The 23,514-nt window shown below is 58.2% G+C and carries 19 protein-coding genes; 11 read left to right on the plus strand and 8 right to left on the minus strand.

The window, feature by feature from the left end:
• Positions 1-161 precede the first annotated feature (161 nt).
• Together AC2FJ5_RS16450 and AC2FJ5_RS16455 are read right to left on the minus strand one after the other, a co-directional pair.
• Complete coding sequence (locus AC2FJ5_RS16450; protein ID WP_496704011.1) at positions 162-1,325, minus strand: benzoate/H(+) symporter BenE family transporter; 1,164 nt, start codon at positions 1,323-1,325, stop codon at positions 162-164.
• Positions 1,326-1,468: 143 nt separating this feature from the next.
• Positions 1,469-4,621, minus strand: coding sequence for a valine--tRNA ligase (locus tag AC2FJ5_RS16455; protein ID WP_496794062.1), 3,153 nt, complete (start codon positions 4,619-4,621; stop codon positions 1,469-1,471).
• A gap of 142 nt (positions 4,622-4,763) precedes the next feature.
• Here AC2FJ5_RS16455 and AC2FJ5_RS16460 point away from each other — a divergent pair, with 142 nt between their 5' ends.
• The 3 genes from AC2FJ5_RS16460 (at position 4,764) to AC2FJ5_RS16470 (ending at position 9,322) form a co-directional block, all read left to right on the plus strand.
• The gene (locus tag AC2FJ5_RS16460) at positions 4,764-7,055 is read left to right on the plus strand and encodes a xanthine dehydrogenase family protein molybdopterin-binding subunit (protein ID WP_496794064.1); all 2,292 of its coding nucleotides are present in this window, start codon (positions 4,764-4,766) and stop codon (positions 7,053-7,055) included.
• Positions 7,033-8,109: a T6SS phospholipase effector Tle1-like catalytic domain-containing protein gene (locus AC2FJ5_RS16465; RefSeq protein WP_496791213.1), complete on the plus strand. Its 1,077-nt coding sequence runs from the start codon at positions 7,033-7,035 to the stop codon at positions 8,107-8,109. Before AC2FJ5_RS16460 ends, AC2FJ5_RS16465 begins: the two co-directional genes overlap by 23 nt.
• A gap of 124 nt (positions 8,110-8,233) precedes the next feature.
• Positions 8,234-9,322: a Hint domain-containing protein gene (locus tag AC2FJ5_RS16470; protein WP_281973255.1), complete on the plus strand. Its 1,089-nt coding sequence runs from the start codon at positions 8,234-8,236 to the stop codon at positions 9,320-9,322.
• 101 nt (positions 9,323-9,423) lie between these two features.
• On the opposite strand, the gene AC2FJ5_RS16475 is transcribed toward AC2FJ5_RS16470, so the two are convergent.
• The gene (locus AC2FJ5_RS16475; RefSeq protein WP_281995779.1) at positions 9,424-9,999 is read right to left on the minus strand and encodes a GcrA family cell cycle regulator; all 576 of its coding nucleotides are present in this window, start codon (positions 9,997-9,999) and stop codon (positions 9,424-9,426) included.
• A gap of 126 nt (positions 10,000-10,125) precedes the next feature.
• Here AC2FJ5_RS16475 and AC2FJ5_RS16480 point away from each other — a divergent pair, with 126 nt between their 5' ends.
• Positions 10,126-10,929: an ABC transporter permease gene (locus AC2FJ5_RS16480; protein WP_142638062.1), complete on the plus strand. Its 804-nt coding sequence runs from the start codon at positions 10,126-10,128 to the stop codon at positions 10,927-10,929.
• Here the strand turns inward: AC2FJ5_RS16480 and AC2FJ5_RS16485 are convergent.
• Together AC2FJ5_RS16485 and AC2FJ5_RS16490 are read right to left on the minus strand one after the other, a co-directional pair.
• A complete protein-coding gene (locus tag AC2FJ5_RS16485; RefSeq protein ID WP_281973253.1) occupies positions 10,911-11,804 on the minus strand; it encodes a DMT family transporter in 894 nt (297 codons plus the stop codon). The genes AC2FJ5_RS16480 and AC2FJ5_RS16485 overlap by 19 nt on opposite strands.
• Positions 11,805-11,851: 47 nt before the next feature.
• Positions 11,852-12,229, minus strand: coding sequence for a MerR family transcriptional regulator (locus AC2FJ5_RS16490; protein ID WP_496729130.1), 378 nt, complete (start codon positions 12,227-12,229; stop codon positions 11,852-11,854).
• Between the two features lie 61 nt (positions 12,230-12,290).
• On the opposite strand from AC2FJ5_RS16490, the gene AC2FJ5_RS16495 reads away from it, so the two are divergent.
• The 6 genes from AC2FJ5_RS16495 to AC2FJ5_RS16520 all read left to right on the plus strand — a co-directional run bounded on the left by AC2FJ5_RS16495 (position 12,291) and on the right by AC2FJ5_RS16520 (position 17,634).
• Positions 12,291-12,548, plus strand: coding sequence for a zinc ribbon domain-containing protein (locus AC2FJ5_RS16495; RefSeq protein WP_496692863.1), 258 nt, complete (start codon positions 12,291-12,293; stop codon positions 12,546-12,548).
• Positions 12,549-12,787: 239 nt separating this feature from the next.
• Positions 12,788-13,975 (plus strand): aspartate aminotransferase family protein, encoded by a 1,188-nt coding sequence (locus AC2FJ5_RS16500; protein WP_496794065.1) that lies wholly within the window; start codon positions 12,788-12,790, stop codon positions 13,973-13,975.
• A gap of 28 nt (positions 13,976-14,003) precedes the next feature.
• A complete protein-coding gene (gene argF, locus AC2FJ5_RS16505; RefSeq protein ID WP_271950442.1) occupies positions 14,004-14,930 on the plus strand; it encodes an ornithine carbamoyltransferase in 927 nt (308 codons plus the stop codon).
• A gap of 57 nt (positions 14,931-14,987) precedes the next feature.
• A complete protein-coding gene (locus tag AC2FJ5_RS16510) occupies positions 14,988-15,329 on the plus strand; it encodes a 5-carboxymethyl-2-hydroxymuconate Delta-isomerase (RefSeq protein ID WP_496692861.1) in 342 nt (113 codons plus the stop codon).
• Between the two features lie 309 nt (positions 15,330-15,638).
• The gene (locus tag AC2FJ5_RS16515) at positions 15,639-16,601 is read left to right on the plus strand and encodes a pirin family protein (protein ID WP_282027759.1); all 963 of its coding nucleotides are present in this window, start codon (positions 15,639-15,641) and stop codon (positions 16,599-16,601) included.
• Between the two features lie 67 nt (positions 16,602-16,668).
• Positions 16,669-17,634, plus strand: coding sequence for a 2-dehydropantoate 2-reductase (locus AC2FJ5_RS16520; protein WP_496794066.1), 966 nt, complete (start codon positions 16,669-16,671; stop codon positions 17,632-17,634).
• A 4-nt stretch (positions 17,635-17,638) separates the two neighbouring features.
• Here AC2FJ5_RS16520 and AC2FJ5_RS16525 read toward each other — a convergent pair whose 3' ends face one another.
• The 3 genes from AC2FJ5_RS16525 to hrpB all read right to left on the minus strand — a co-directional run bounded on the left by AC2FJ5_RS16525 (position 17,639) and on the right by hrpB (position 22,241).
• Positions 17,639-19,117 (minus strand): inorganic phosphate transporter, encoded by a 1,479-nt coding sequence (locus tag AC2FJ5_RS16525; RefSeq protein WP_496790122.1) that lies wholly within the window; start codon positions 19,115-19,117, stop codon positions 17,639-17,641.
• Positions 19,118-19,210: 93 nt separating this feature from the next.
• Complete coding sequence (locus tag AC2FJ5_RS16530; protein ID WP_496790120.1) at positions 19,211-19,669, minus strand: NUDIX hydrolase; 459 nt, start codon at positions 19,667-19,669, stop codon at positions 19,211-19,213.
• Between the two features lie 139 nt (positions 19,670-19,808).
• On the minus strand, positions 19,809-22,241 hold the full coding sequence (gene hrpB, locus AC2FJ5_RS16535) for an ATP-dependent helicase HrpB (protein WP_496794067.1): 2,433 nt from the start codon (positions 22,239-22,241) through the stop codon (positions 19,809-19,811).
• A 153-nt stretch (positions 22,242-22,394) separates the two neighbouring features.
• Here hrpB and meaB point away from each other — a divergent pair, with 153 nt between their 5' ends.
• Entirely contained in the window at positions 22,395-23,372 is a 978-nt protein-coding gene (gene meaB / locus AC2FJ5_RS16540; protein ID WP_496794086.1) for a methylmalonyl Co-A mutase-associated GTPase MeaB, read from the plus strand.
• The last annotated feature ends 142 nt before the right edge of the window (positions 23,373-23,514 follow it).

A 23,514-nucleotide genomic window follows, 5' to 3' on the forward strand; every position in this document is an offset into this window, starting at 1 on the left:
CAGTGGGGTGTAGGCTTTGCGCATCTGATCCAGCGTTACTTGAAACGAATTCTCTGGGTTGGACCTAGGTCTGTGCTTTCTTGATCCGGCGTACCACCAGAGTTCCCAATGATCCAAATTTTGGCCGGTTTTACTTTGGCTGTGGCCTCAGGGCAAAGCGGCTATCGCAGCCGGTTAGTCACCAGATAGGCAATGCCACCAGCCAGCAAACCCCAGACCGCAGCCCCCAGCCCGAAGACTGTGATACCGGACGCAGTGATAGCAAAAGTCAGGATCGCCGCCTCACGCTCGGCCACAACCTCCAGCGCAGCGTGGATCGCATTTGCCAGCACGCCGATCAGTGCGACCCCGGCCAGCGTCCCCATCAGCAACGGATCGGCATGGGCGGCAAATCCGGTGATGGCCACGGCAAAAATACCAAACAGGCAATAGAATACGCCACCCATGATGGCCGACCAATAGCGCAGCGCAGGATCGGGATGACTATCCTGATTTGAACACATCGCGGCAGTGATGGCGGCAAGGCAGGTGGCGGGGGCTCCGAACGGGGCGGACAGCAGGCTGGCCCCTCCGACGGCCGAGAACAATTTGCCCGGCACGGGCGCAAAGCCAAAGCTGCGCATCACCGCGATGCCGGGGATGTTCTGTGTCGCCATAGTGACGATGAACAGCGGCATTCCGATCCCTATGGCCGAGGCCAGCGAGAATGTAGGCATGGCCCAGATCGGTGCCGCAACCAGACGCTCGGGCATGATCGTTGTATCCCCGGCGTTCAGGATGACTACAACGGCTGCTGCGATCACTGCCGCGGGAACCGCAAACAGCCGGTTGAACCGCCCCGCGATGAACCATGTCAGGATTACGGGTAGCGCCTGCCACGGAATCTCGACGGCCGCTTTGAACGGGAGGATACATAGCGGCATCAGAACCCCGGCAAGCATTGCCTGCGCTAACGTGGTCGGGATTGCAGCTGCCAACCTTCCCAGCGGTTTCCACAACCCAGCCACAACCGTCAAAGCGCCAGCGCACAGGAACGCACCGATAGCTCCTGAGAACCCCTCGACAGGTGTAGCGGATACAGCCAACAGCGCGACACCCGGCGTGGACCAGGCGACACTGATCGGCAACTTGTAGCGCAAGCTCAGCACGATGGCGGCCAGCCCCATGGCGATGGCGGCGGTCATCAGGCCCGATGCGGCCTCCTCCGGTGACGCACCCATCGCATCCAGCCCCTGCAGTACAATGGGGAATGAGCTGAAAAAGCCGACGATGGCCACAACCAATCCGGTTGAGATGGTCTGCATTGGTGGAAATGCGCGTGTCATCCTGCCCTCAGCGTTATCAACCCGCACTTGCTAGCAATCGTAAGCGGAGGTGAACAGGGCTAAATCCGGGCCGGGGAACGAAACCCCCGCCAACGCGGGCGTGGCGGGGTCTGGTATCTAGAACGGCTTGGAGTAGACGAAGATCAGGCGATTTCGGTCAGACGGGCTAGCGCCTCGTTCAGTTTCACCTCTTCCTCTTCACGGGCGGCGAGGTTGGCTTTGGCTTCGGCGACAACCTCTTCCGGGGCCGAGGCCACAAATTTCGGATTGTTCAGACGACCGCGCAAACCACCCAATTCCTTGGCAAGTTTGCCCTTGGCTTTCTCCAGTCGTTCCTTTTCGGCGCCGATATCGATGATATCCGCCAGCGGCAAACCGAACGTCGCACCCGGCGCGGCAATCGAGATCGTCCCCTTGGGAAATGCGTCTACTTTGGTCAGGCTGTCGATCCGCGCCAGCCGCTTGATCAATGCCTCGTTACGGTCCCATGCAGCTTGGCCATGCGCGTCAATCTCTGTCACCAGCATTGGCACATACAGCCCCGCTGGCACCCGCATCTGCGAACGAGCTGAGCGCGTGTTCTCGATCACCGAGATCACCCAGTTCATTTCGCGATCCGCCTCTGGGTCGACCAGTTCGGTGCCGTAAGTCGGCCAGTCGGCGTGCACGACCATCTTGGCGCGCGTGCCTGTCAGGCCCCACAGTTCCTCGGTAACGAAGGGCATGATTGGGTGCAGTAAGACCAAGCACTGGTCCAGAACCCAGCGCATGGTAGCGCGGGTCTCGGCCTGTGCTTCGGCATCGTCACCCTGCAGCAGCGGTTTGGAGAGTTCAACGTACCAGTCGCAGACCTTACCCCAGACAAAGGTGTAAAGCCCGTTGGCCGCATCGTTGAAACGATAGCTTTCCAGTGCGGCGTCGACCTCGGCCCGTACGCGGGCAGTTTCGCCTATGATCCAACGGTTTACGGCGGCCTTGGGTTTCAGATCGGCGACGTCTAGTTGCGGTACGGCGTCGGTGAAGACCTCGTTCATCTCGGCAAAGCGAACAGCGTTCCAAAGTTTTGTACCAAAGTTGCGATAGCCGGTGATGCGTTCGCGAGACAGTTTCAACACGCCGCCAATCGCCGCCATCGAGGCATTGGTAAAGCGCAGCGCGTCGGCGCCGAATTCGTCCACGATCTCCAGCGGGTCGATGACGTTGCCGGTGGTCTTGGACATCTTCTTGCCCTTCTCGTCGCGGACGAGCTGGTGCAGGTAGACGGTGTGGAACGGGATCTGATCGACCACCGCCAGTTGCATCATCATCATCCGGGCGACCCAGAAGAACAGGATGTCAAAGCCGGTGATCAGAACGTCCGTGGGGAAGTAGCGTTCCAGCTCCTCGGTCTGCTCGGGCCAGCCCAGCGTGCCGATGGGCCAGAGGCCGGAGGAAAACCAGGTGTCGAGAACGTCGGGGTCACGCCAAACCGGATAAACCAGCTTCGTCGGGTCTTGTTCAACTGCATACTGAGCAAGGCTTTCGGCGAATTGATGGATCGCTTCTTGCTTATCGGCAACTTCGATTACAGTTGCGTGGCTTAGCGGGCTGGGAATGTTTGCATTATCGTCCAGGAATTTTTCAGTCACTGCCTCCAGACTCGACGCGCATTCCATGACATTGCCACGATGCAACATACCACCTTCGTTCAGCAAACGACCCAATTCGACCAGATCAAGGTTGCCGTCGTTTTCGTCATCTTTGAAGTTTTCGGCCGACAGGTCGAGACCATACCAAACCGGAATCTGATGCCCCCACCACAACTGGCGCGAGATGCACCAGGGCTCGATGTTTTCCAGCCAGTGGTAATAGGTCTTCTCGCCCGATTCCGGGATGATCTTGACCGTGCCGTCCTTGACCGCGTCCAGCGCGGGGCCGACGACTTTTTCGGCATCCACGAACCACTGGTCAGTGAACATCGGTTCGATCACGACCTTCGAGCGGTCGCCAAAGGGCTGCATGATCGGTTTGCTCTCGACCAGCGGGACGAGTGCAGCCGGGTCGTCGTCCTCACCCAGCTTTGTGCCCAGAATCGGATTATCGGCGCGGGTCATGACGGCCAGACCGTCGGCGGTGATCTCTTCGACAACCTTGGCGCGCGCCTCGAACCGGTCGAGCCCGCGCAGGTGGTCGGGGATCAGGTTGATCGCGTCGATCTCATTCTCGGTGAATGCTTTGCCGCGTGCGTATTCCTGCGCTTTGCCCGCCTCCTCGGCGTAAGGCACTCCATCGGCCCGCATTGCGCCACGCGTGTCCATCAGACGGTACATCGGAATACCGCCACGCTTGGCGACCATGTTGTCGTTGAAATCATGCGCGCCGGTGATCTTCACCGCGCCCGAGCCGAAATCGGGATCGGGATAGTCATCAGTAATGATCGGAATCTGGCGACGATGTTCCTTTGGTCCAACAGGAATTTCACAGAGTTTGCCGATGATTGGCGCGTAGCGCTCATCTGACGGATGAACCGCAACCGCGCCGTCGCCCAGCATTGTTTCGGGCCGTGTCGTGGCGATTGAGATATAGTCGCGCTGTTCCTCAAGCACGATATTCCCGTCCTCATCCTTTTCGACATACGTATAGGTCTCACCACCCGCCAGCGGGTACTTGAAGTGCCACATATGGCCCGCGACTTCGATATTCTCGACCTCAAGATCCGAGATTGCGGTCTCAAAATGCGGGTCCCAGTTGACCAGACGCTTGCCGCGATAGATCAGGCCCTTTTCGTACATTTCTACGAAGACCTTGATGACGGCATCGTGGAAATTTGCAGAATTCTCATGCCCTGTGCGCGGGTCACCCGGTGCACCTGCCATGGTAAACGCGTTGCGCGACCAATCGCAGCTGGCGCCAAGACGCTTGAGCTGTTCAATGATCGTGCCGCCGTATTCACCCTTCCATTCCCAGACTTTCTCAAGGAACTTCTCGCGCCCGAGTTCACGCCGCCCTTCGTTGCCCTGCGCCGCCAGCATCTTTTCAACCTGCATCTGCGTGGCGATGCCTGCGTGGTCCTGACCGGGTTGCCAAAGCGTGTCGAAGCCGCGCATCCGGTGCCAGCGGGTCAGGATATCCTGCAGCGTGTTATTGAACGCGTGTCCCACATGCAGCGCCCCCGTCACGTTGGGTGGCGGGATCATGATGGTAAAGCTTTCATCGCGCGATCTGTTCGCGCCCGCCTTGAAGGCTCCGGCCTGTTCCCAGGCCTCGTAAATGCGGGCCTCGGCCTCGGCCGCGTTGAATGTCTTTTCCATCGCCATTGGATGCGTCCTGCGTCAACAAATTCGGGTTAGCGCTTGCAATATCGAAAGGATAGCAAAAGGGAAAGGGCCAAGCGCCGGGGCTATGGACAATGATGCATCGCAGCCTAATGTCGCCTAGAGGCAGAGACAGGAGCGCGCGGTGGAAAAGTTTGGCAAAAGCCAGCCCGTCAAACGGACCGAGGACCAGCGGTTTCTGACCGGGCAGGGGCATTTTATGGACGATGTCCTGCCGCACGGGGCTTTGCATGCGGTATTCGTGCGATCCCAGGTGGCACATGGGGTGATTGGGGCGCTGGATCTGGATGACGCGCACGCGGCCGAAGGGGTGCGGCTCATCATGACGCTGGACGACCTGAAGGCCGCCGGGATCGACACGTGTATGAATGCGGCCATCCTGAATAACCGAGACGGTTCGAAAGCCGTTGCGCCGGACCGGCATATGCTGGCCGCGGATCGCATACGGTTTGTCGGAGAACCCGTCGCTGTAGTCATTGCCGACACCGCCTTACAGGCCCGCGATGCGGCCGAGCTGATCTGGGTCGAAACCTCAGACTTGCCCGTAAAACTGGACGTGTGTGCGGGCGGAGAAACGCTGCACGCGGAAACTCCGGATAATCGGGCATTCGACTGGGCGCTGGGCGATGAGGCGGCAACTATTGCTGCGTTTCAGCAGGCGGCCTATACCGTTGCACTGAATGTGGAAGGCAATCGAGTGATCATCACGTCGATTGAACCGCGGGGCTGTCAGGCGCATTGGGTTGATGGGCGGTTGCACTTTTCCTATGGCGGGCAGGGGGTTTGGGCCATGCGTGGTCAGCTGGCGCAAAAGTTGCGACTCAACCCCGAAGATATCCGCGTCACGACCCCGGATGTCGGTGGCGGGTTCGGCATGAAGGTCATGCCCTATCCCGAATATTTCTGTGTGGCCGTAGCTGCGATGAAGTTGGGCCAGCCGGTTCACTGGATGTCTGACCGGTCCGAGGCAATGTTGTCCGATCACCATGGCCGCGACCTGTCTTCGCTGGCAGAGCTGGCATTTGACAGCGATCACCGGATCATCGCCTATCGGGTGCACAGCAAGGTGAATCTCGGCGCTTATAACAGCCATTTCGGGCAGGCGATACAAACCAATCTCTTCAGCAAAGTGTTGATGGGCGCCTATGATGTACAAACCACCTTTCTGCGGGTCGAAGGGTTCTTTACCAATACAACGCAGGTTGACGCCTATCGCGGCGCAGGGCGACCCGAGGCCATATATGTCCTTGAACGCGCTATCGACCGCGCGGCCCGAGAACTGGGCGTGGATCCCTGGGAGTTGAGGCGCAAGAATTTCATCCGGCCTGAGGCATTTCCTTACAAGACCGCGACCGGCGAAACGTATGATGTCGGCGATTTCGACATGGTTCTGTCCCAAAGCCAAAGACAGTCCAGCGGCTTTGCCGCCCGCAAGATCGCCGATGCTGAACGCGGTTTGTTCCGGGGGCAGGGGATTTGTTACTATATCGAAAGCATTTTGGGCGACCCTTCCGAGAACGCAAAGATCGAGTTCGTTGAGGATGGCACCTTGAAACTTTTTGTCGGAACCCAATCCAACGGGCAGGGGCACGAAACGGTCTATGCTCAGTTCCTGTCTGACCAAACCGGGGTTCCCCTGGATTGCATCACCGTAGTTCAAGGTGACAGCGACCAGCTTCCGAATGGTGGGGGAACCGGGGGATCGCGATCAGTTACGGTGCAAAGTACAGCGACGCTTGCCACGATCGACGTCATGGTTGCCGCATTCACGCCCTATCTCGCAGATAAGATGGGGGTGGAGGAAAGCGACGTGCGCTTTGATTTTGAAACCTTCCGCGCGCCGGGATCAAACCTGACGCCCACTTTGACCGAGGCCGCGGATATGGCCCGTGCCGACGGGCGCGTTGATTTGTTGCAGCATCAGGCAAGCATCACGCTGGATGACCGTAGCTATCCCAACGGGGCACATGTTGCCGAAATCGTGATTGACCCTTGTACCGGCGAAACATGGGTAGACCGCTATACTGTGGTCGATGATTTCGGTAATCTTATCAATCCGATGCTGGCCGAGGGGCAAGTTCATGGTGGTGTCGCACAAGGCATCGGTCAGGCGCTGTCCGAACATGTTGTCCATGATGCGCAGGGGCAACTGCTCACGGCATCGTTGATGGATTACGCCTTGCCCCGCGCAGCCGAGATACCCATGATTAAGTTTACCTCGGCGCCGGTACCGTCAACCTCTAACCCGTTGGGAATGAAAGGATGCGGAGAGGCCGGCACCGTGGGCGCGCTGGCTGCAGTGGCAAATGCGGTTCAGGATGCGCTCTGGGATCACGGGGTGCGGCAGGCCGATATGCCTTTTACGCCGCACAAAGTATGGGAACTGCTGAACGATGCAACTGTCGCGGCTGAGTAGAAAGGTACTGGGGTGGCTTGGACGGCCGCTGCGATCCGAGCATTCGGCCGAAACGCGCCATCGTGAACCTGTCAGCCATGTCATCATTCTAGACGGCACCATGTCGACGCTTGAGCCCGGATATGAAACTCATGCGGGGCAGGCGCTGCGGCTGTGCTGCGAGATGGGAAGCAAGGTATCCGTCTTCTATGAGGCCGGCGTGCAATGGGAAAGCTGGAAGTCCTCGTTGGATGTGATGATGGGGCGGGGGATCAATCGCCAGATACGCCGGGCCTATGGCTATCTGGCCTCGCGGTATAAGCCCGGCGACCGTATCTATTTCATCGGCTACTCACGTGGGGCCTACGGTGTGCGCAGCCTTGCGGGTGTGATCGATATGATTGGCCTGCTCAAGGCCGAGCATGCGACCGTAAGGAATATCAAACAGGCCTACCGCCACTATGAATGCAATGCCAATGGTAGCGCTGCTGCTGTGTTTCGCCGGCAGTTCTGCCATGAAGATGTTGCAATCGAAATGATCGGCGTGTGGGATACAGTAAAAGCGCTGGGCTTGCGTCTACCGCTGCTTTGGCGTTGGGCCGAGGATCGCCACGCCTTCCACAACCATCAGCTTGGTCCCGCTACGCGCCACGGCTACCACGCGATGGCGCTGGATGAAACGCGCGAGGTATTCGAGCCGGTCCTGTGGAAATGTACCCCCGATTTTAAAGGCCATATCGAGCAAGTCTGGTTCCGAGGCACCCATGGCGATGTGGGTGGCCAGTTGAACGGGTTTGAAGAAGCCCGTCCTCTTAGCAACATCTCGCTGGTTTGGATGCTGGACAAGGCAGAGCTGCACGGCCTGCCATTGCCGGAGGGATGGAGAGACCGCTTTGTGATCGACCCTCATGCGCGTTCGGTCGGCACATGGCGCGGTTGGGGTAAGATTTTCCTACTGCGCAAGCACCGCAAAGTAGGCCGCGACCGATCCGAGCGGCTGCATGTCTCGGTTTCGCCAAACGAACTGCCCGGTTGGGTGCCGATGCTGGATTTGCCATCGCATCCAGCGCAGTAATTCGGTTCCAGCTGCGAACAAAAATCACTGGGAACATTTACTGGTTAGTGAGACCCTAATACTCATATATTGAAACAAGTATCGGATCATCATACTCACGCCGAACACAAAGGCGAATTGACATATGGCAGACCCATATTTTTCCGAACTCAAGTACCTAGGAGGTCCACCACAGGACTTTATCGAGGTCGCTGTTGACGCGGGTGCGGATGTTTCTGGGCTTGTTGTTACGATCTACAACTCTGACGGATCTATCCGCAGCACTAACACGCTTGATGGGATCACCCCGACGACAGTCGCAGGCCGGGACGTCTATGTAATTGACTCAGCCAGTTCCGCCACCTTTACCGGGCTCGGTAAAACCAATGGTATCTCTTTATCCGACGGGTCAACGGTTTATCAGTTCAGCTCTTTCAGCGATCCCCCCAGCCCCGGCCCGATAACGGCGACAGCTGGCCCCGCCAATGGGATGAGCTCGACGGTTATCGGCGAGGCCGGGGCGGGAGATTCACTTATTTCCACCGACAATGGTGGAACCTATACGGTGAACACCACTCCGACACCGGGCACCATACCGTGCCTTACGGCAGGAACGTTGATTGCGACCGATCAGGGCCCTGTCCTGATCGAGAGTTTGAAGCAAGGTGATCGTGTCTTGACGGATCATGGTTGCACGCAGCCTTTGTCACAAATCATTCGGCGACATGTCAGCGCGCGGGATTTGCGCCGCAATCCAAAGCTTTACCCAGTACGCATTTGCGCTGGCGCGCTAGGGCAGGGCCTGCCCAGACGCGACCTGCTCGTGTCCCGTCAGCACCGGATGCTGATATCCTCGGCGATCGTTAAGCGCATGTTTGAGCGCCCCGAGGTTCTGGTCTCAGCTATAAAGTTGGTCGAGCTTCCGGGGATATACGTCGACGACAGAATTACAGAAGTTACTTATTTCCACCTGGTGTTTTCTGAACATGAGGTAATTTATGCAGATGGCGCCCCGACCGAGAGCCTTTTGCTTGGCGATGAAGCACTGAAATCTCTACCGGCAGCAGCCATGGAAGAGCTTTTTACGCTGTTCCCCGATCTTGTCGAAACCCCGATGCAAAAGACCAACTACAAAATCCCAGAGGGGGGGCGGCAAAAGCGATTGATCGCTCGGCATGCACGGAACCGGCGGCCGCTTTTGGCAGATTACGACTCTTCTTCGATTCCAGTGTGATCGCTCTTAGATGACGCAGAGCCAAAACAGGTGTATTGCCTACATTCCGGCCTGCTGCGGGCACCGCGTTCTGTTGCTAGGTGCCTGCCGTCGTCAAAGCCTTACCGCCGCCGGTCGCGACGTGAGCTCATAGGCTGGAACGCCACACCCACATGCGCTTCGCAATAAGGTTTGCCTGCCTCAACGGGCAGACCGCAAAACCAGAAATCCTCGGTCGCGGGGTCGCCGACGGGCCATTTGCAGGTCTTCTCGGTCAGTTCCATCAGCGTCAGCTTTTTGGCTTTCTTCTCAACCTCGTTGACCTTGGCCAGCGCCTCGGGGCTGATCTCGTTCGCTGAAGGTTGCGGCGGCAGCGGTTGACCGGCCGGGATGATCTGACGGCGGGCCGGAACAGCGGGCTTGGTCTCGGCTGCAGGGGCTGCGGCTGGACGTGCCGGTTCCGTCTTGGGCGTGGGTTTGGGCTTGGCCTCGGCCTTGGGCGCGGGCGCTGGTTTTTCCTTTGGCTCAGCCTTGGCGGGGGTCGCGCCGGTTGCGCGATTCGACAGGCCCAGCCGGTGGACTTTGCCGATAACCGCATTGCGGGTCACACCGCCCAGTTCCTTGGCGATCTGGCTGGCCGACTGGCCCTCGCCCCACATCTTTTTAAGCAGCTCTACACGCTCGTCAGTCCAGGACATCATTTGCCTTTCAAAAGCGGAAAGCGGCCCCGGATTCGGGCCGCCTTGGGAATTCGTCTCAGCCCCCTATTTTAAACACTGCGGTCCGAGTTACAAGCGGTCTTCGAATCAGGTAGAGGGCAGATCATGCAGAATCTCATGGATCAGGAGGCACGCCGCTTTGGTGCGGTGAACTGGATGGGTCTCTATACGCTGGCCCGGCGGGAAACTTTGCGGTTTATGGCGGTGTGGACGCAGACACTTTTGGCACCGCTGGTGACTGCGGGGCTGTTTCTGCTGATCTTCAACATCGCTATCGGGCCCAGCCGGTCTGATGTGATGGGCGTGCCATTTTTGACCTTTCTGGCGCCGGGCATCATGATGATGACGGTGATCCAGAATGCGTTTGCCAATACTTCGTCCTCGATGGTGATCTCGAAAGTACAGGGCAACATCGTCGATACCCTTATGCCGCCGCTTTCGCCGTTAGAGATTCTGCTGGGATACCTTGCGGGCGGCATTGCCCGTGGCTTTCTGATCGCTGTTGTCGTAGCAACCGCGCTGGCGCTGGTGCTGGGTATTGTCCCGCAGAACCCACTGATCGCCATGATCTTTGTAGTGCTGGGAGGGGCCTTTATGGGCGCGCTGGGCCTTTTTGCCGGGATATTCGCCAATAAGTTCGACCAGATGGCTGCGATTACCAACTTCATCGTCACGCCTTTGGCGTTTCTTTCTGGAACCTTTTACTCGGTCGAGGCATTGCCGCCGGTTTTGTACCGGCTAAGCCACGCCAACCCGGTTTTCTATCTGATCGACGGGCTGCGCTATGGTATGATTGGGGTTTCGGACAGCTCGCCCTACCTTGGGATGTTGATCTGCACGGCTGCAACACTGGTGGTCGGTGCACTGACCTGGCAGATGCTGCGAACGGGCTATCGGCTCAAGGCCTGACGGTGCCGCGCCTCGCGCCACACAAGAATCAGCCCTCCGGCCAAGATGATGGCAGATCCAATCAGGCTGACCGCGTCGGGGACCACATCGAATATCGCAAAATCATATAGCGCAGCGAACAGCAGTGTCGCATAGCTTATCGGCGCTACGAAAGACGCATCTGCCCGCGCCATGCCGTTAACGAAACAGGCCTGTGCGCAAGCCATCAATGCGCCGATCCCCGCAAGGGCCGCCCATTGCGCCGGGTTGGGCATCTGAAACACGAAACTCACCGCGACTGATGCGATGGTCAGGCCCATCGCGTTGTTCACCAATAGAATTTGGATCGGGCTCTCTCGCCCTGACAGCTTTTTGATAAAGATCAGCTCCATCCCGATGACGACAGCCGCCGCCAGCGCCAGTAACGCCGCAGGTTGGAAGCTCGCAGGTGTCGGGCGCAGCAGAACCATTGCCCCGATCAGGGCCACCGCCGCCGCCAGCCAGCGCCAGGGACCGACGCCTTCTTTCAGCAAGGGAATGGCCAGAACCATCGCAAAGACCGGGTTCAAGAACGAAATCGCCGTCGCATCCGCCATCGGTATGAACGCGACCGATGCAAACATCAGCGTGATTCCCAGCCAGCCAAAGCTTGTCCTACCGATATGCAGCCCCCAATGGGGCCGCCGCAGGGTAGGGCGCATGATGCCCACTGCCGAAACGATGACCAGGAAGGCGAATAGAAACCGCCCGTGGCTGATCTGCATTGGATGCAAAGGAGCACCTAGCGTATCTGTCCCCAAAGCTTTGGCCAGCAGGGTGGTTGCCGCAAGGAATGCACTGGCGACAAAAATCAACAGTGCCGCAAGGGGCGGGTTATGCGCTTTGGGAACGAACATGCGTAAGCGGTGATGTACGGGTGGACGAAAGGCAAGAGGTAAAACGGTCAGGGCTGTCCCGACGGTGTTGCAAGAGCCTGTTTGGCCTGTCGCAAGCTGTCCAGAAAACGATTTGCGCGTTCGATCCGCGCCTCAACCTCTTCGATCCGTTCCTGAAGAAATGCTATGCCGTCAAAGGTTTCGGGATCAGCCGCACCAAGTTGCCCCAGCAGGGTTGCAAGTTGCGCGATACTGATCCCCGCCGCCTGTGCATCGCCGATCTGTTCCAGCGTGATCAGCGTGTCATCCGGATAGTCGCGATAGCTGTTTGTCGCTTCTGGCCCGGGGCGCGAGGCAATCAATCCGTGCCGCTCGTAAAACCGCAATGTGTCGCGGGGCAGCCCGCTTCGGCGGGACAGTTCTCCGATACGCATATGTAAAACCATTGACTATACTCTATGGTTTTGATCTTATGGCTCGTGGTCAAAGCCTGCAAGGGGAAAGATGATGGGATTCAAATGTCAAAGCTGCGGCATGCCTCTTAGCAAGGATACCGAAGGGGGCGGCAGCGAAGCGGACGGAACCCGCAGCACGCGGTATTGTTCACTCTGTTATGCGGACGGTGCGTTTCGACATCCCGATGCCTCGTTCGAGGAATTTCAGTCCCATTGTCTGGATGCGCTGGTGAACAAGGGCATGCCCCGTATTCTGGCCTGGGCTTTTACGCGCGGCATGGGCAAGCTGGACCGGTGGAGCGACGCCTGAAAACCAGCCCTTCTGACCAAAGAAACAAAACGCTTTTCATCACAAAGCATCGCCGCTATACGGCACCCATGATCAAACACGCTGATATCCTGCGACTTCGACGCCGACGCTTTTCCGCGTAACCGGCCCGTTTGATCCTTTTGCGCCGTCCAAATCGGCGCATCTCCCACCAAATCAGTTGACGAACATGGCTCTCGTGTATCACTCACGGGGCTCAACATATCGAAAAGGATGATCCGATGATCCCGTCCGTTCTGCCGACCTATAATCGTGCGCCCCTGACCTTTGTGAAGGGCGAAGGCGCTTGGCTGACCGAGGCGGATGGCCGACGTTTTCTGGATATGGGCGCGGGGATTGCTGTGAATGCACTGGGCCATGCGCATCCTGCGCTGGTGAACGCGCTGACGGAACAGGCCCACGCGCTGTGGCATGTGTCGAACCTTTATAACATCCCTCAGCAGCAGGCGCTGGCTGATAAGCTGGTTGAACATACCTTTGCCGACACGGTGTTCTTTACCAATTCAGGCACGGAAGCCTGCGAGCTGGCTGTGAAAATGGCACGCAAATATTTCTACGATAAAGATCAGCCCGATCGGGTCGACATCATTACCTTTGACGGTTCGTTTCACGGTCGGTCCTCGGCAGGCATTGCCGCTGCGGGGTCCGAGAAGATGACCAAAGGCTTTGGCCCGCTGCTGCCCGGCTTTGTACACCTGACATTTGGTGATCTTGACGGAGTCACCAATGCGATCTCGGACAAGACCGCGGCGATCTTGATCGAACCCATTCAGGGCGAGGGCGGTATTCGCCCCGTCCCCGATGCCGAGCTCAAAGCGCTGCGTCAGATCTGCGACGACAATGGCCTGTTGCTGATCCTCGACGAGGTCCAATGCGGCGTTGGGCGTACCGGTAAACTTTTTGCCCATGAATGGGCGGGCATCACGCCTGACATCATGATGGTCGCCAAGGGCATCGGTGGAGGGTTCCCTCTGGGTGCGGTGCTGGCCACCGAAGACGCGGCCAGCGGCATGACGGCAGGTACGCACGGGTCGACCTATGGCGGCAACCCTCTCGGTTGCGCGGTGGGCTGCGCGGTGATCGACCAGGTTGCAACCCACGCCTTTCTGGACGGGGTCAATCGCAAGGCGGGCATGTTGCGCCAGAAGCTCGAAGGATTGATTGCAAATCATCCGGAGGTGTTCGAAGAGGTGCGCGGCGCAGGGCTCATGCTGGGTCTGAAATGCAAGGCGACCAACTTGGACGTGGTGAATGCGGGATATGATAACGGCCTCATCACCGTTCCCGCCGCTGACAATGTGATCCGCCTATTGCCGCCTTTGACCCTGACAGAGGACGACATTGCACAGGCGGTTATTCGTCTGGAGAAAACGGCCGCGCAGGTCGAAAGCAATCTGGCGTCTGCCTGAGCCCACCCGATTAGAAAAGCGAAACGACATGAAGCACTTCCTCGACATTCACAAAACCAATGCCGCCGCTTTGCGGGGCATGATCGACCAGGCTGCTGCCATGAAGCAGGCGCGTCTGGGGCAGCCAAAGGCGGCACCGGATGACGAATTGGCACTCAAAGACCGCATGGTCGCCCTGATCTTTGAAAAACCGTCAACCCGGACGCGCGTGTCTTTTGATGTGGGCGTGCGCCAGATGGGTGGTCAGACGATGGTCCTTTCGGGCAAGGACATGCAGTTGGGCCACGGCGAAACCATCGCAGACACCGCCCGCGTGCTGTCGCGCTATGTCGATATGATCATGATCCGGACATTTGACGAAACCATCCTAACCGAAATGGCGGAATACTCGGACGTGCCGGTGATCAACGGCCTGACCGATCGCACCCATCCTTGTCAAATCATGGCCGATGTTCTGACGTTCGAAGAGCACCGTGGCCCGATCGCCGGGAAGAAAGTCGTTTGGACTGGCGATGGTAACAATGTGTGTGCCTCGTTCCTTCACGCGGCGGGCCAGTTCGGGTTTGATCTGACTTTTACGGGCCCGGCGCAATTCGACCCCGAAGAGGATTTCATGGGTTTTGCCCGTCAAAAAGGGTCCAAGATTGTTGTGGAACGGGACCCCTACAAGGCTGTAGATGGGGCCGATCTGGTTGTCGCCGATACCTGGGTTTCGATGCACGACTCTCAATCCGCGAAAGAACGGCGCCACAACCTGCTGCGTCCTTATCAGGTAAACGCCGAATTGATGGCCCATGCCAAACCCGATGCGCTGTTCATGCATTGCCTTCCTGCGCACCGCGAAGAAGAAGCGACATCCGATGTCATGGATGGGCCGAACTCGGTCATTTTTGACGAGGCCGAAAACCGACTGCACGCCCAGAAGGCCGTTATGCGTTGGTGCCTGGGTGTCTGAACACATGAAAATGGCAAGAGAGAGCCGCGTGCTCTCTCATGATTTCCGGAGTGCACAATGCCCCATATAGTCCTCGAATTCTCTCAGGGCCTTGAAGAGAAACATGATTTCCATGCGGTCTGCGAGAAGTTGTTTGCGGTGCTTTCTGAACATGCTGAGTTTGATGCACCGGCCCTTAAGATCCGTGCCAATCCGGTCACCTATTTTCGGATCGGGACCGAACCGCAGACCTTTGTCCATGCGACGCTTTTATTGATGCAGGGCCGGGATGAGGCCACGCGAGCTGAACTGAACGCTACCGTTTTGGATGTTCTGACTGTTGCCATGCCCGAGGTTGGCAGCATCACGGTGCAAGAGGTCGAACTGAACCGTGCGTCTTATGCCAAACGCCTGGCGTGATTGTGTTTGGCAATTTGTTTATCTGAAGCACGGCGACTGACACCTTCTTTAGTCGTAAGCAACATTCCTTTGCAGGGCAGCAAAAATGCCCTGCATTCCCTGTCAAACAGGTGATCGGGTAGCGAGCTGTTTGGATGGTTCTTTTCTCAGGTGGAATTTCTGTTAGAATTGTTATGTAATAACATTAATGATATGTCATAACGGACAAAAATCCACCGGAGTTGTGCAATTATTGAGGTTTCTTTCAGGTGCAGCGGCCTGCATCTTGCAGGGGCGAACCGTTACCTGCCGAAAAAGGGAGAAACTGGAATGAGCTGGAACCCGTCTCACAACCCCGATCGTTTGACTGAGAACCCGTCTTTAGAGGCACTGATCATTCCTCGCGCACGTGATCTGGGTGGGTTCGAGGTGCGCCGTGCGCTACCCTCGGTCAAACGACAGCTTGTTGGCCCGTTCATTTTCTTTGACCAGGTCGGCCCTGCAGAATTCATCACAGAAGGCGGTATAGACGTTCGGCCACACCCTCATATCGGGTTGGGCACGGTCACCTACCTGTATAAAGGGGAATTTGAGCATCGTGACAGCTTGGGTACCCATCAGATGATCTATCCCGGTGAGGTCAACTGGATGATTGCAGGACGTGGCGTGACCCATTCTGAACGCACCAGCAAGGAAACGCGCAGCAAAAGACACAGTCTTTTTGGCATTCAGACCTGGATCGCGCTGCCAGAGGACCAGGAAGATATTGCACCGGACTTCGAACATCACAAACAATCTGCGCTGCCCCATATTCAGGATGCTGGGGTCAGCGCTCGTCTCATCCTTGGCTCGGCTTATGGTGAAAGCAGCCCGGTCACGACACTGTCTGAAACCTTCTATCTGGACGTGCAGCTTGCCCCCGGGGCCTCTTTTCCTTTGCCTGATGATCAGGAGGACCGCGGTGTTTATGTGACGGAAGGAACGGTTGAGATTGCCGGCGATCAGTTCACCCAAGGTCGTATGATGGTGTTTCGGCCAAGGGATCGCCTTTCCGTTCAGGCAGGGCCGCAGGGTGCGCGGCTAATGTTGCTTGGAGGTGCGACGTTGAACGAGGATCGTTATATCTGGTGGAACTTCGTGTCGTCCTCAAAGGAAAAGATAGAAGCAGCCACCCGCGAATGGAAAACGGCGGACTGGGCCAAAGGGGCTTTTCAACTGCCTCCGGGGGACGATCAAGACTTCATCCCGATTTCAGAAGACCTTGAACGCACCCGTCCGAGGCGCGCGCGCTGACCTGGCGTCAGTTGGCCTTGTCTGACAGGCGGATCGCGGCAATCTTTGGCCGAAGGGGAGGGGCGTCATGAGGATCGCAATCGCGGGGGCGGGCAGCATTGGATGTTACTGCGGGGCTTTGCTGGCCCGATCCGGTCACGATGTCACCCTGTTGGGGCGGGCACGAATCCTCGACCCGATCCGGGATAAGGGGCTGATGGTCACAGATTTTTCAGGCCTGCGGTGTCATGTGACCAACCTGTCCCTGACCGAAGATCCGGCGGAACTGAGTGATGCTGAAATAGTCATTGTCACGGTAAAGACCGGCGCGACGGAAGAGATGGCGAAGGATATCGGGAAACACGCTCCAGACGCTGTGATCCTCTCCTGGCAAAATGGACTGGAAAACGCAGGCACCTTACGTACGATGCTTCCGCACCACGATGTCCGCGCCGGTATGGTGCCGTTCAACGTCGTACCGACAGATACCGGCGGATTTCATCGCGCGACTTCTGGTGAAATCGTTATCCAATCCGGCCTCGGCGATTTGGGAGCAAAGCTGACTGGCCCCGACCTACCGGTGTCAGAGAGTGACCAGATCGAAGCCGTCCAATGGGGCAAGCTGGTGATCAATCTCAATAACGCGCTGAATGCGCTGTCCGGGTTGACGTTGAAACAGCAGTTGCTGGACCGCAACTGGCGCCAACTGATGGCAGATCAGATGTCCGAGGCTCTGACCGTGCTACACTCCGCCGGTCAACCGATTGTGTCAATGACGCCGCTGCCCGCATGGATGACACCGTATATCCTGCGCCTGCCGACGCCCTTGTTTTTGCGGGTTGCCTCCCGGATGCTGAGCATTGACCCCTCGGCGCGCACCTCTATGGCCTATGACCTGATGGCAGGGCGCCCAACGGAAATCGACAGTCTGCAAGGCGAGATCATCCGTTTGGGCGAGCAGCAAGGCATTGCGACCCCAATCTGCGCGCAGGTTCGCGAAAAGATTGCACAGAACCCAAAATCCCCGCTTACTCCCGAGCAAATCCGAAGCTGATGGGTTAGAGAAAAGCCGTCAGTGTCCAGAAGATAGCGGCTGATAACACTGCGGTAGCGGGGACCGTTATGATCCAGGCAGCCACGATCGTCATGAAATGCGAGCGACGGACGAGTTTCCGGCGTTTTTTCTCTTCCTGTGCTTGGCGCCGCTCGGGCAGTCGTTGGTGGTTCGCGTTCTTTCTGCGCCGCTCGGCATGCCATTCGCGATAGAAGCCCACTCCGAAGACCGCGCCCACTGCGATATGGGTGGAACTGACGGGCAGGCCCAGCCAACTGGCCAGGATCACAGTGATCGCCGCAGAAAGGGCGACACAGAATGCACGCATTGGGTTGAGCTTGGTGATCTGACTGCCGACCATCCTGATCAATTTTGGGCCAAACAGGAACAGCCCAAAGGAAATTCCCAGCGCTCCGATCACCATCACCCAGGTTGGAATTGCGACTTGTGCAGCGAAATCCCCGAACTGCGCCGTATGCACGATTGCCGCCAACGGACCAACCGCATTTGCCACGTCGTTGGCGCCGTGGGCAAAGCTAAGAAATGTTGCTGAAATAATAAGTGGTAGCCCAAACAGCGTTTTCAGAGACTTCGTTCTGTTTTCTAGTCCTTCTGATCTGCGATGCACCCAAGGGACTGTCACCAGCCATGTCAGAAATCCGGTGGCCAGACCGAACAGCAAAGCGACTTCAAGCTCAACTTTGACCAGCTTGTTCAGGCCTTTGACGGCCAAATAGGTGGTAAAGGCACCAGCCATGACAGCAACGAGTATCGGCACCCAACGGCGGGCAGCGGCGATCTTGTCGTCCTGATACTGAATTTTGGCATTGATCAAAGCCAGAAAGCCAGCGGCAATAGTTCCACCTAGCACAGGAGAGATGATCCAACTGGCGGCAATGGCGCTCATCGTGGTCCAACTGACCGCGCTTAGGCCAGCTGCTGCGATGCCCGCCCCCATGACGCCCCCCACGACAGAGTGTGTGGTCGACACCGGTGCGCCGACCCAAGTGGCCAAGTTGACCCACATGGCTGAAGATATCAGAGCCGCCATCATCGCCCAGATAAAGACGGTGCTGTCGTGAACCGATGCCGGGTCTATAATCCCTTTCGAAATCGTCGACACGACATCCCCACCTGCCAGCAAGGCCCCCGCGCTTTCTGCGATGGCGGCGATGACGATTGCGCCGGTCATGGTCAGCGCGTTGGCCCCGACAGCGGGGCCCATGTTATTGGCAACGTCATTTGCGCCGATATTGATGGCCATATAGGCCCCAAAACCCGCTGCCGCGACAACGATCAACCCGCCATCAGCCCGCCCAAAAACCACTGCGGCCGTCAGCCCGGCCAGCGCAATAAAGGCGAAGGCGATACCCGGCGCCAGCATGGGGCGTGCCACATGGGCATTGGCATACTCAACGCGCGAGATGCGCGCCAGATCGCTGTCCAGCGATTGCCAACGGAGTTTGGAGCTTGGGTTCGACATCAGGCTATTGCGGGCGGTTTCCAAAAGAACACCCGCGGCTATACGGTTTCGCTCAGACGAGCAACCGTGGCGTCATCACTTTTTGTGGAGGTGTCACAGCTGCAGCAGCAAAGCGCGCAGTTCGGGTTCCTGAACACGTTCGGCCGCTATCACGGGCGAAACCCACTCGCGGGTCCTTTCCTCGGCCTCGGGGTAGATATCGGCCAGTTCCTGCACTTCGATCCGATAGACATTGGTCACCACAGTCTGGCTGGCCCCGTCTTTCAGGATCTTGTCATAAGTATATTGCCCAACTGGGTCTTTGGATAGGGATTGGGCGCGCACGCCGGCTTCTTCCCAGGCCTCTTGCCGGGCAGCCTCGGCGCCATCCAGGCCATCAATCGGCCAACCTTTGGGGATGATCCAGCGTCCGGTGTCCCGGCTGGTGATCAAAAGAACCTGCAGCCCATCCTGTGTTTCGCGGGTGCACAAGGCGCCAAACTGCACCCGATGGGGGCGCAGGAACAGAGGCCGGGCGACCTCTTCCCAAATATTTCGCAGCCATTTTGTCATGTTTGTCGTTCGCGAACCCGGGTTTTACCTGAGCAGCCCACATAGCAATGAAACAGATAATCTTCAATGAACGCCCGGAATCGCCATGCTTTCCGCATCTTCACGCCAAGAATTTTCGACGAAAATTCCCGACGCCCGCCTAATTTCGACGTTTTGCGCGCAGGGTGGGGTCGGCCTTGGTCGGATCTTCGGGCCAAGGGTGTCTGGGATATTGCGCGCGCATATCTTTGCGCACATCCGCGTATGACCCAGCCCAGAAACCGGGCAGGTCGCGCGTGATCTGGATGGGTCGTTGGGCCGGTGAAAGAAGCGTGATCTTGAGGGCCTCACCGCCAATGACCGGATGGCGCGTTACGCCAAACAGTTCCTGCAGCCGCACCGAGATTTCCGGTACTGCACCGCCATAGTCTATCGGCACCTTTCGCCCGAGAGGAGTTTCAAACGACCCTGGAACGCGCCGGTCCAGTTCCTGCGTCTGGGCCCAGTCCAGTCGGGCGCGCAACGCTGGCAACAGGTCGAACCGTTTCCAGTCTTCAGCATTGTGGACGCCGGAAAGCATCGGCAACAGCCAGTCTTGCAGCGTGTCGGTCAACCCCTCGATCGAGAAATCAGGCAGCTCTGCGCCTTCGGTCCGGACCAGTTCCACCCGTGCCGCCAATCGCGCAGCGGCCCCGTTCAGTCGCAGGCCAAGATCACGGACGCCATCCAGCATCGCCAATGCAACTGCTTCGTCCGGAACCTCTTTCCAAACACGATCACTCAACGTGATTGCGCCTAGCCGTTCTTGTTTGCGCGCAACGACACGGCGGTCACGTTTTGACCAGTCGCAGACCTCGATCCAGGTGATCTGATCCTCGAACAAGTCACGAATTTCCTTTTCCGAGATCTGTGCGGCCATGCGCACCTTTGCTTCGCGGGGGTTGCCATCGGTATCGGTCACAACCAGATAAGGCGCGGCAGCCAGCGTATCGCTGCCATCCAGCACAACACCCTTCCCTCCTGACAACACATAACGCGGCTCATCCCCTTTGCGCCGTTGTCCAATGCGATCGGGATAGGCGAGTGCGGCTGTTGCCGCTGGGCTGAAGTCGGACAGGTTGCCTTTGGTTTGCAGCCGCTTGGTCTCGGTTTTTATCCGTTCTAACGCACCAATGTTGACCTGCCAGACACGGTTGCGTTGAAAGGCGCGCATATCTCGCATGGCTTCGAGCCTAAGCAACATATCCACCGGAGCACCCCGTAAGGGATCGCGCTCGGCCATGAGAGCGGCCAAAGGTGCGGCGGCGGGGCCGACCTGTTCCAGCATATGTCCCAATCGCGGGTGCAGAGGTAGCGCCGCTAGTGACCGCCCGTGGTCGGTGATCCGTCCCTTCCCATCCAGCGCGTCCAGCATCATCAGCAACGTGCGTGCCTCTGTCATCGTGCCCTCGGGTGGAGGGGTCAGGAAAGACAGTTCTTCGGGGTCCGCCCCCCAAAGTGCCAGTTCCAGCGCCAGCCCGGTCAGGTCGGTTGCCTCGATCTCGGCCGGGGGATAGGCGGCCAGCGCGCCTTCTTCGCCCTTCGACCATAAGCGATAGCACTTGCCTTCGGCGACACGACCAGCGCGGCCAGCGCGCTGCGTTGCCTCGGCGCGCGTCACCCGCTCGGTCACTAGTCTGGACATACCCGAACCCGGATCGAAACGCGCCCGCCGAGCCTGTCCCATGTCCAAGACCACGCGAATGTCTGGAATGGTCAACGAGGTTTCGGCAATGGACGTAGCCAAAACCACTTTGCGACCGGTTTCGACCGGTGCAATCGCTTGGCGCTGGGCAGCAAAAGGCATCGCGCCGAATAGTGGTCGCACCGTAGCTTTGCTGGATAGCCGGCCAGCCAAGGCGGCCTCTGCCCGGCGGATTTCGCCTTCTCCGGGCAGGAACACCAACATCCCACCTTCTGTTTCGCGCTCGGCCTGAACTACAAGATCGACCAATGCGTCCAGCTTTCGCGCCTGTTGTCCTAGCGGTCGGTCCAGCCAACGTGTTTCGACCGGGTAACTGCGCCCTTGGGACGTAACAACGGGAGCCTCCATCAACCGTCCCACAGGCTCAGCGTCTAGCGTTGCCGACATTGCCAGCAGGATCAGATCGTCCCGCAATGCCCCGGCGACCTCAAGGCACAAGGCCAGGCCGAGATCCGCGTTCAGAGACCGTTCATGGAATTCATCGAAAATCACCGCACTAATGCCGGGCAGATCGGGTTTGACTTGCAGCATCCGGGTCAGGATACCTTCGGTGACGACCTCGATCCGGGTCGATTTCGATACCTTCGCCTCGCCCCGCACGCGATAACCAACTGTGTCGCCCACGCGCTGTCCCAGCGTATCGGCCATGCGCTCAGCAGCAGCCCGGGCCGCCAAGCGGCGGGGTTCCAGCATCACGATCTTGCCATCGCATAGCCCCGCCTCGAATATCGCCAGCGGCACTCGTGTTGTTTTCCCCGCGCCCGGAGGTGCCTGCAGCACTGCGCGGCCCGAAGCCTTTAGGGCGGCAAGAAGGTCAGGAATGGCGTCGTCGATGGGCAGGCGTATCATGCGGGCTTTATCCGCCAACGGTACGACAAGGTCCAGTTCCGTCTCTTATGCCCGGAGAGCGCATATCCCAGAGGTAAATTCTTGTGCGCTCTGGTCTGGACAAACCCCTCATTGGGACGGCAACTAGAACTGCCGCAACTGATTGGGGGCGAAATGGAACTGGACAGCCTGAGTGACAGGATTTTGAACGGAGACCGGCGCGCGCTGGCCCGTGGTATCACGCTGGTGGAAAGCGGTCGCGCCGATCATCGTGCGCAGGCGACGGAACTGCTGACCAGATTGACCAAAGAGGGCCGCCAGGCCCTGCGGATCGGATTGTCAGGAACGCCCGGCGTCGGCAAGTCCACGTTCATCGAAAGCTTTGGTATGATGCTGACAGGGCAGGGGCTGCGTGTTGCAGTTCTTGCAGTAGATCCCAGCTCAACTCGGTCGGGCGGGTCCATTCTGGGGGACAAGACCCGGATGGAACGCCTGAGCCGCGAGAAAAACGCCTTTATCCGTCCATCACCCAGCCAGTCGCACCTGGGCGGCGTTGCCCGCCGCACACGTGAGGCCATCGCTTTATGTGAGGCCGCTGGGTTCGATGTTGTTTTGATCGAAACGGTTGGTGTCGGGCAATCGGAGACGGTTGTCTCCGAGTTGTCGGATCTGTTTATGCTGTTGCTTGCCCCGGCGGGCGGTGACGAACTGCAGGGCGTCAAGCGCGGTATCATGGAAATGGCCGACATGATCTTGGTCAACAAGGCGGATGGTGACTTGAAATCTGCCGCCACTCGCACCTGCGCCGACTATTCCGGGGCGCTGCGTCTTTTGCGTAAACGACCCCAGGACCCGGAAGGATTTCCCAAGGCGATGACTGTCTCAGCGGTCGAGGAACATGGGCTGGCTCAAGCCTGGGAGGAGATGCAGTCCCTCAGTAAATGGCGCCGTGAAAATGGCCACTGGGAGGTCAACCGCGCCACGCAAGCACAATATTGGTTCGAACAAGAGGTTCGGTCTGCCCTTCTGGCACGTCTGACGACTCCACAAGCGCGCTCGGAAATGGAGCGTCTGGGCTCGCAGGTCAGCACTGGTCAGCTCAGTCCGTCGGTTGCGGCGGAACATATGTTGTCTGCTTTAGTCGCTGGCTAAGGCCTTATTCAAGCCTTTGATCTCATTCTCTTTCTGATTTCGGATCGGTGGGTTATCGCCCATAGGTTGCAAGTTGACCCAAACTTGATGCAAACTCAGGTTAAGGCCGCGCATCAGTCGCCAGGCCGGATATGCGGGAACC

Source organism: Ruegeria sp. CDSA221 (assembly GCF_059611825.1).

Coding starts and splice junctions, on each gene's coding strand:
- AC2FJ5_RS16450 (WP_496704011.1), bottom strand. CDS start 1,325: ATGACACGCGCATTTCCACCAATGCAGACCATCTCAACCGGATTGGTT.
- AC2FJ5_RS16455 (WP_496794062.1), bottom strand. CDS start 4,621: ATGGCGATGGAAAAGACATTCAACGCGGCCGAGGCCGAGGCCCGCATT.
- AC2FJ5_RS16465 (WP_496791213.1), top strand. CDS start 7,033: ATGCAACTGTCGCGGCTGAGTAGAAAGGTACTGGGGTGGCTTGGACGG.
- AC2FJ5_RS16470 (WP_281973255.1), top strand. CDS start 8,234: ATGGCAGACCCATATTTTTCCGAACTCAAGTACCTAGGAGGTCCACCA.
- AC2FJ5_RS16475 (WP_281995779.1), bottom strand. CDS start 9,999: ATGTCCTGGACTGACGAGCGTGTAGAGCTGCTTAAAAAGATGTGGGGC.
- AC2FJ5_RS16480 (WP_142638062.1), top strand. CDS start 10,126: ATGCAGAATCTCATGGATCAGGAGGCACGCCGCTTTGGTGCGGTGAAC.
- AC2FJ5_RS16485 (WP_281973253.1), bottom strand. CDS start 11,804: ATGTTCGTTCCCAAAGCGCATAACCCGCCCCTTGCGGCACTGTTGATT.
- AC2FJ5_RS16490 (WP_496729130.1), bottom strand. CDS start 12,229: ATGGTTTTACATATGCGTATCGGAGAACTGTCCCGCCGAAGCGGGCTG.
- AC2FJ5_RS16495 (WP_496692863.1), top strand. CDS start 12,291: ATGGGATTCAAATGTCAAAGCTGCGGCATGCCTCTTAGCAAGGATACC.
- AC2FJ5_RS16500 (WP_496794065.1), top strand. CDS start 12,788: ATGATCCCGTCCGTTCTGCCGACCTATAATCGTGCGCCCCTGACCTTT.
- argF (WP_271950442.1), top strand. CDS start 14,004: ATGAAGCACTTCCTCGACATTCACAAAACCAATGCCGCCGCTTTGCGG.
- AC2FJ5_RS16510 (WP_496692861.1), top strand. CDS start 14,988: ATGCCCCATATAGTCCTCGAATTCTCTCAGGGCCTTGAAGAGAAACAT.
- AC2FJ5_RS16515 (WP_282027759.1), top strand. CDS start 15,639: ATGAGCTGGAACCCGTCTCACAACCCCGATCGTTTGACTGAGAACCCG.
- AC2FJ5_RS16520 (WP_496794066.1), top strand. CDS start 16,669: ATGAGGATCGCAATCGCGGGGGCGGGCAGCATTGGATGTTACTGCGGG.
- AC2FJ5_RS16525 (WP_496790122.1), bottom strand. CDS start 19,117: ATGTCGAACCCAAGCTCCAAACTCCGTTGGCAATCGCTGGACAGCGAT.
- AC2FJ5_RS16530 (WP_496790120.1), bottom strand. CDS start 19,669: ATGACAAAATGGCTGCGAAATATTTGGGAAGAGGTCGCCCGGCCTCTG.
- hrpB (WP_496794067.1), bottom strand. CDS start 22,241: ATGATACGCCTGCCCATCGACGACGCCATTCCTGACCTTCTTGCCGCC.
- meaB (WP_496794086.1), top strand. CDS start 22,395: ATGGAACTGGACAGCCTGAGTGACAGGATTTTGAACGGAGACCGGCGC.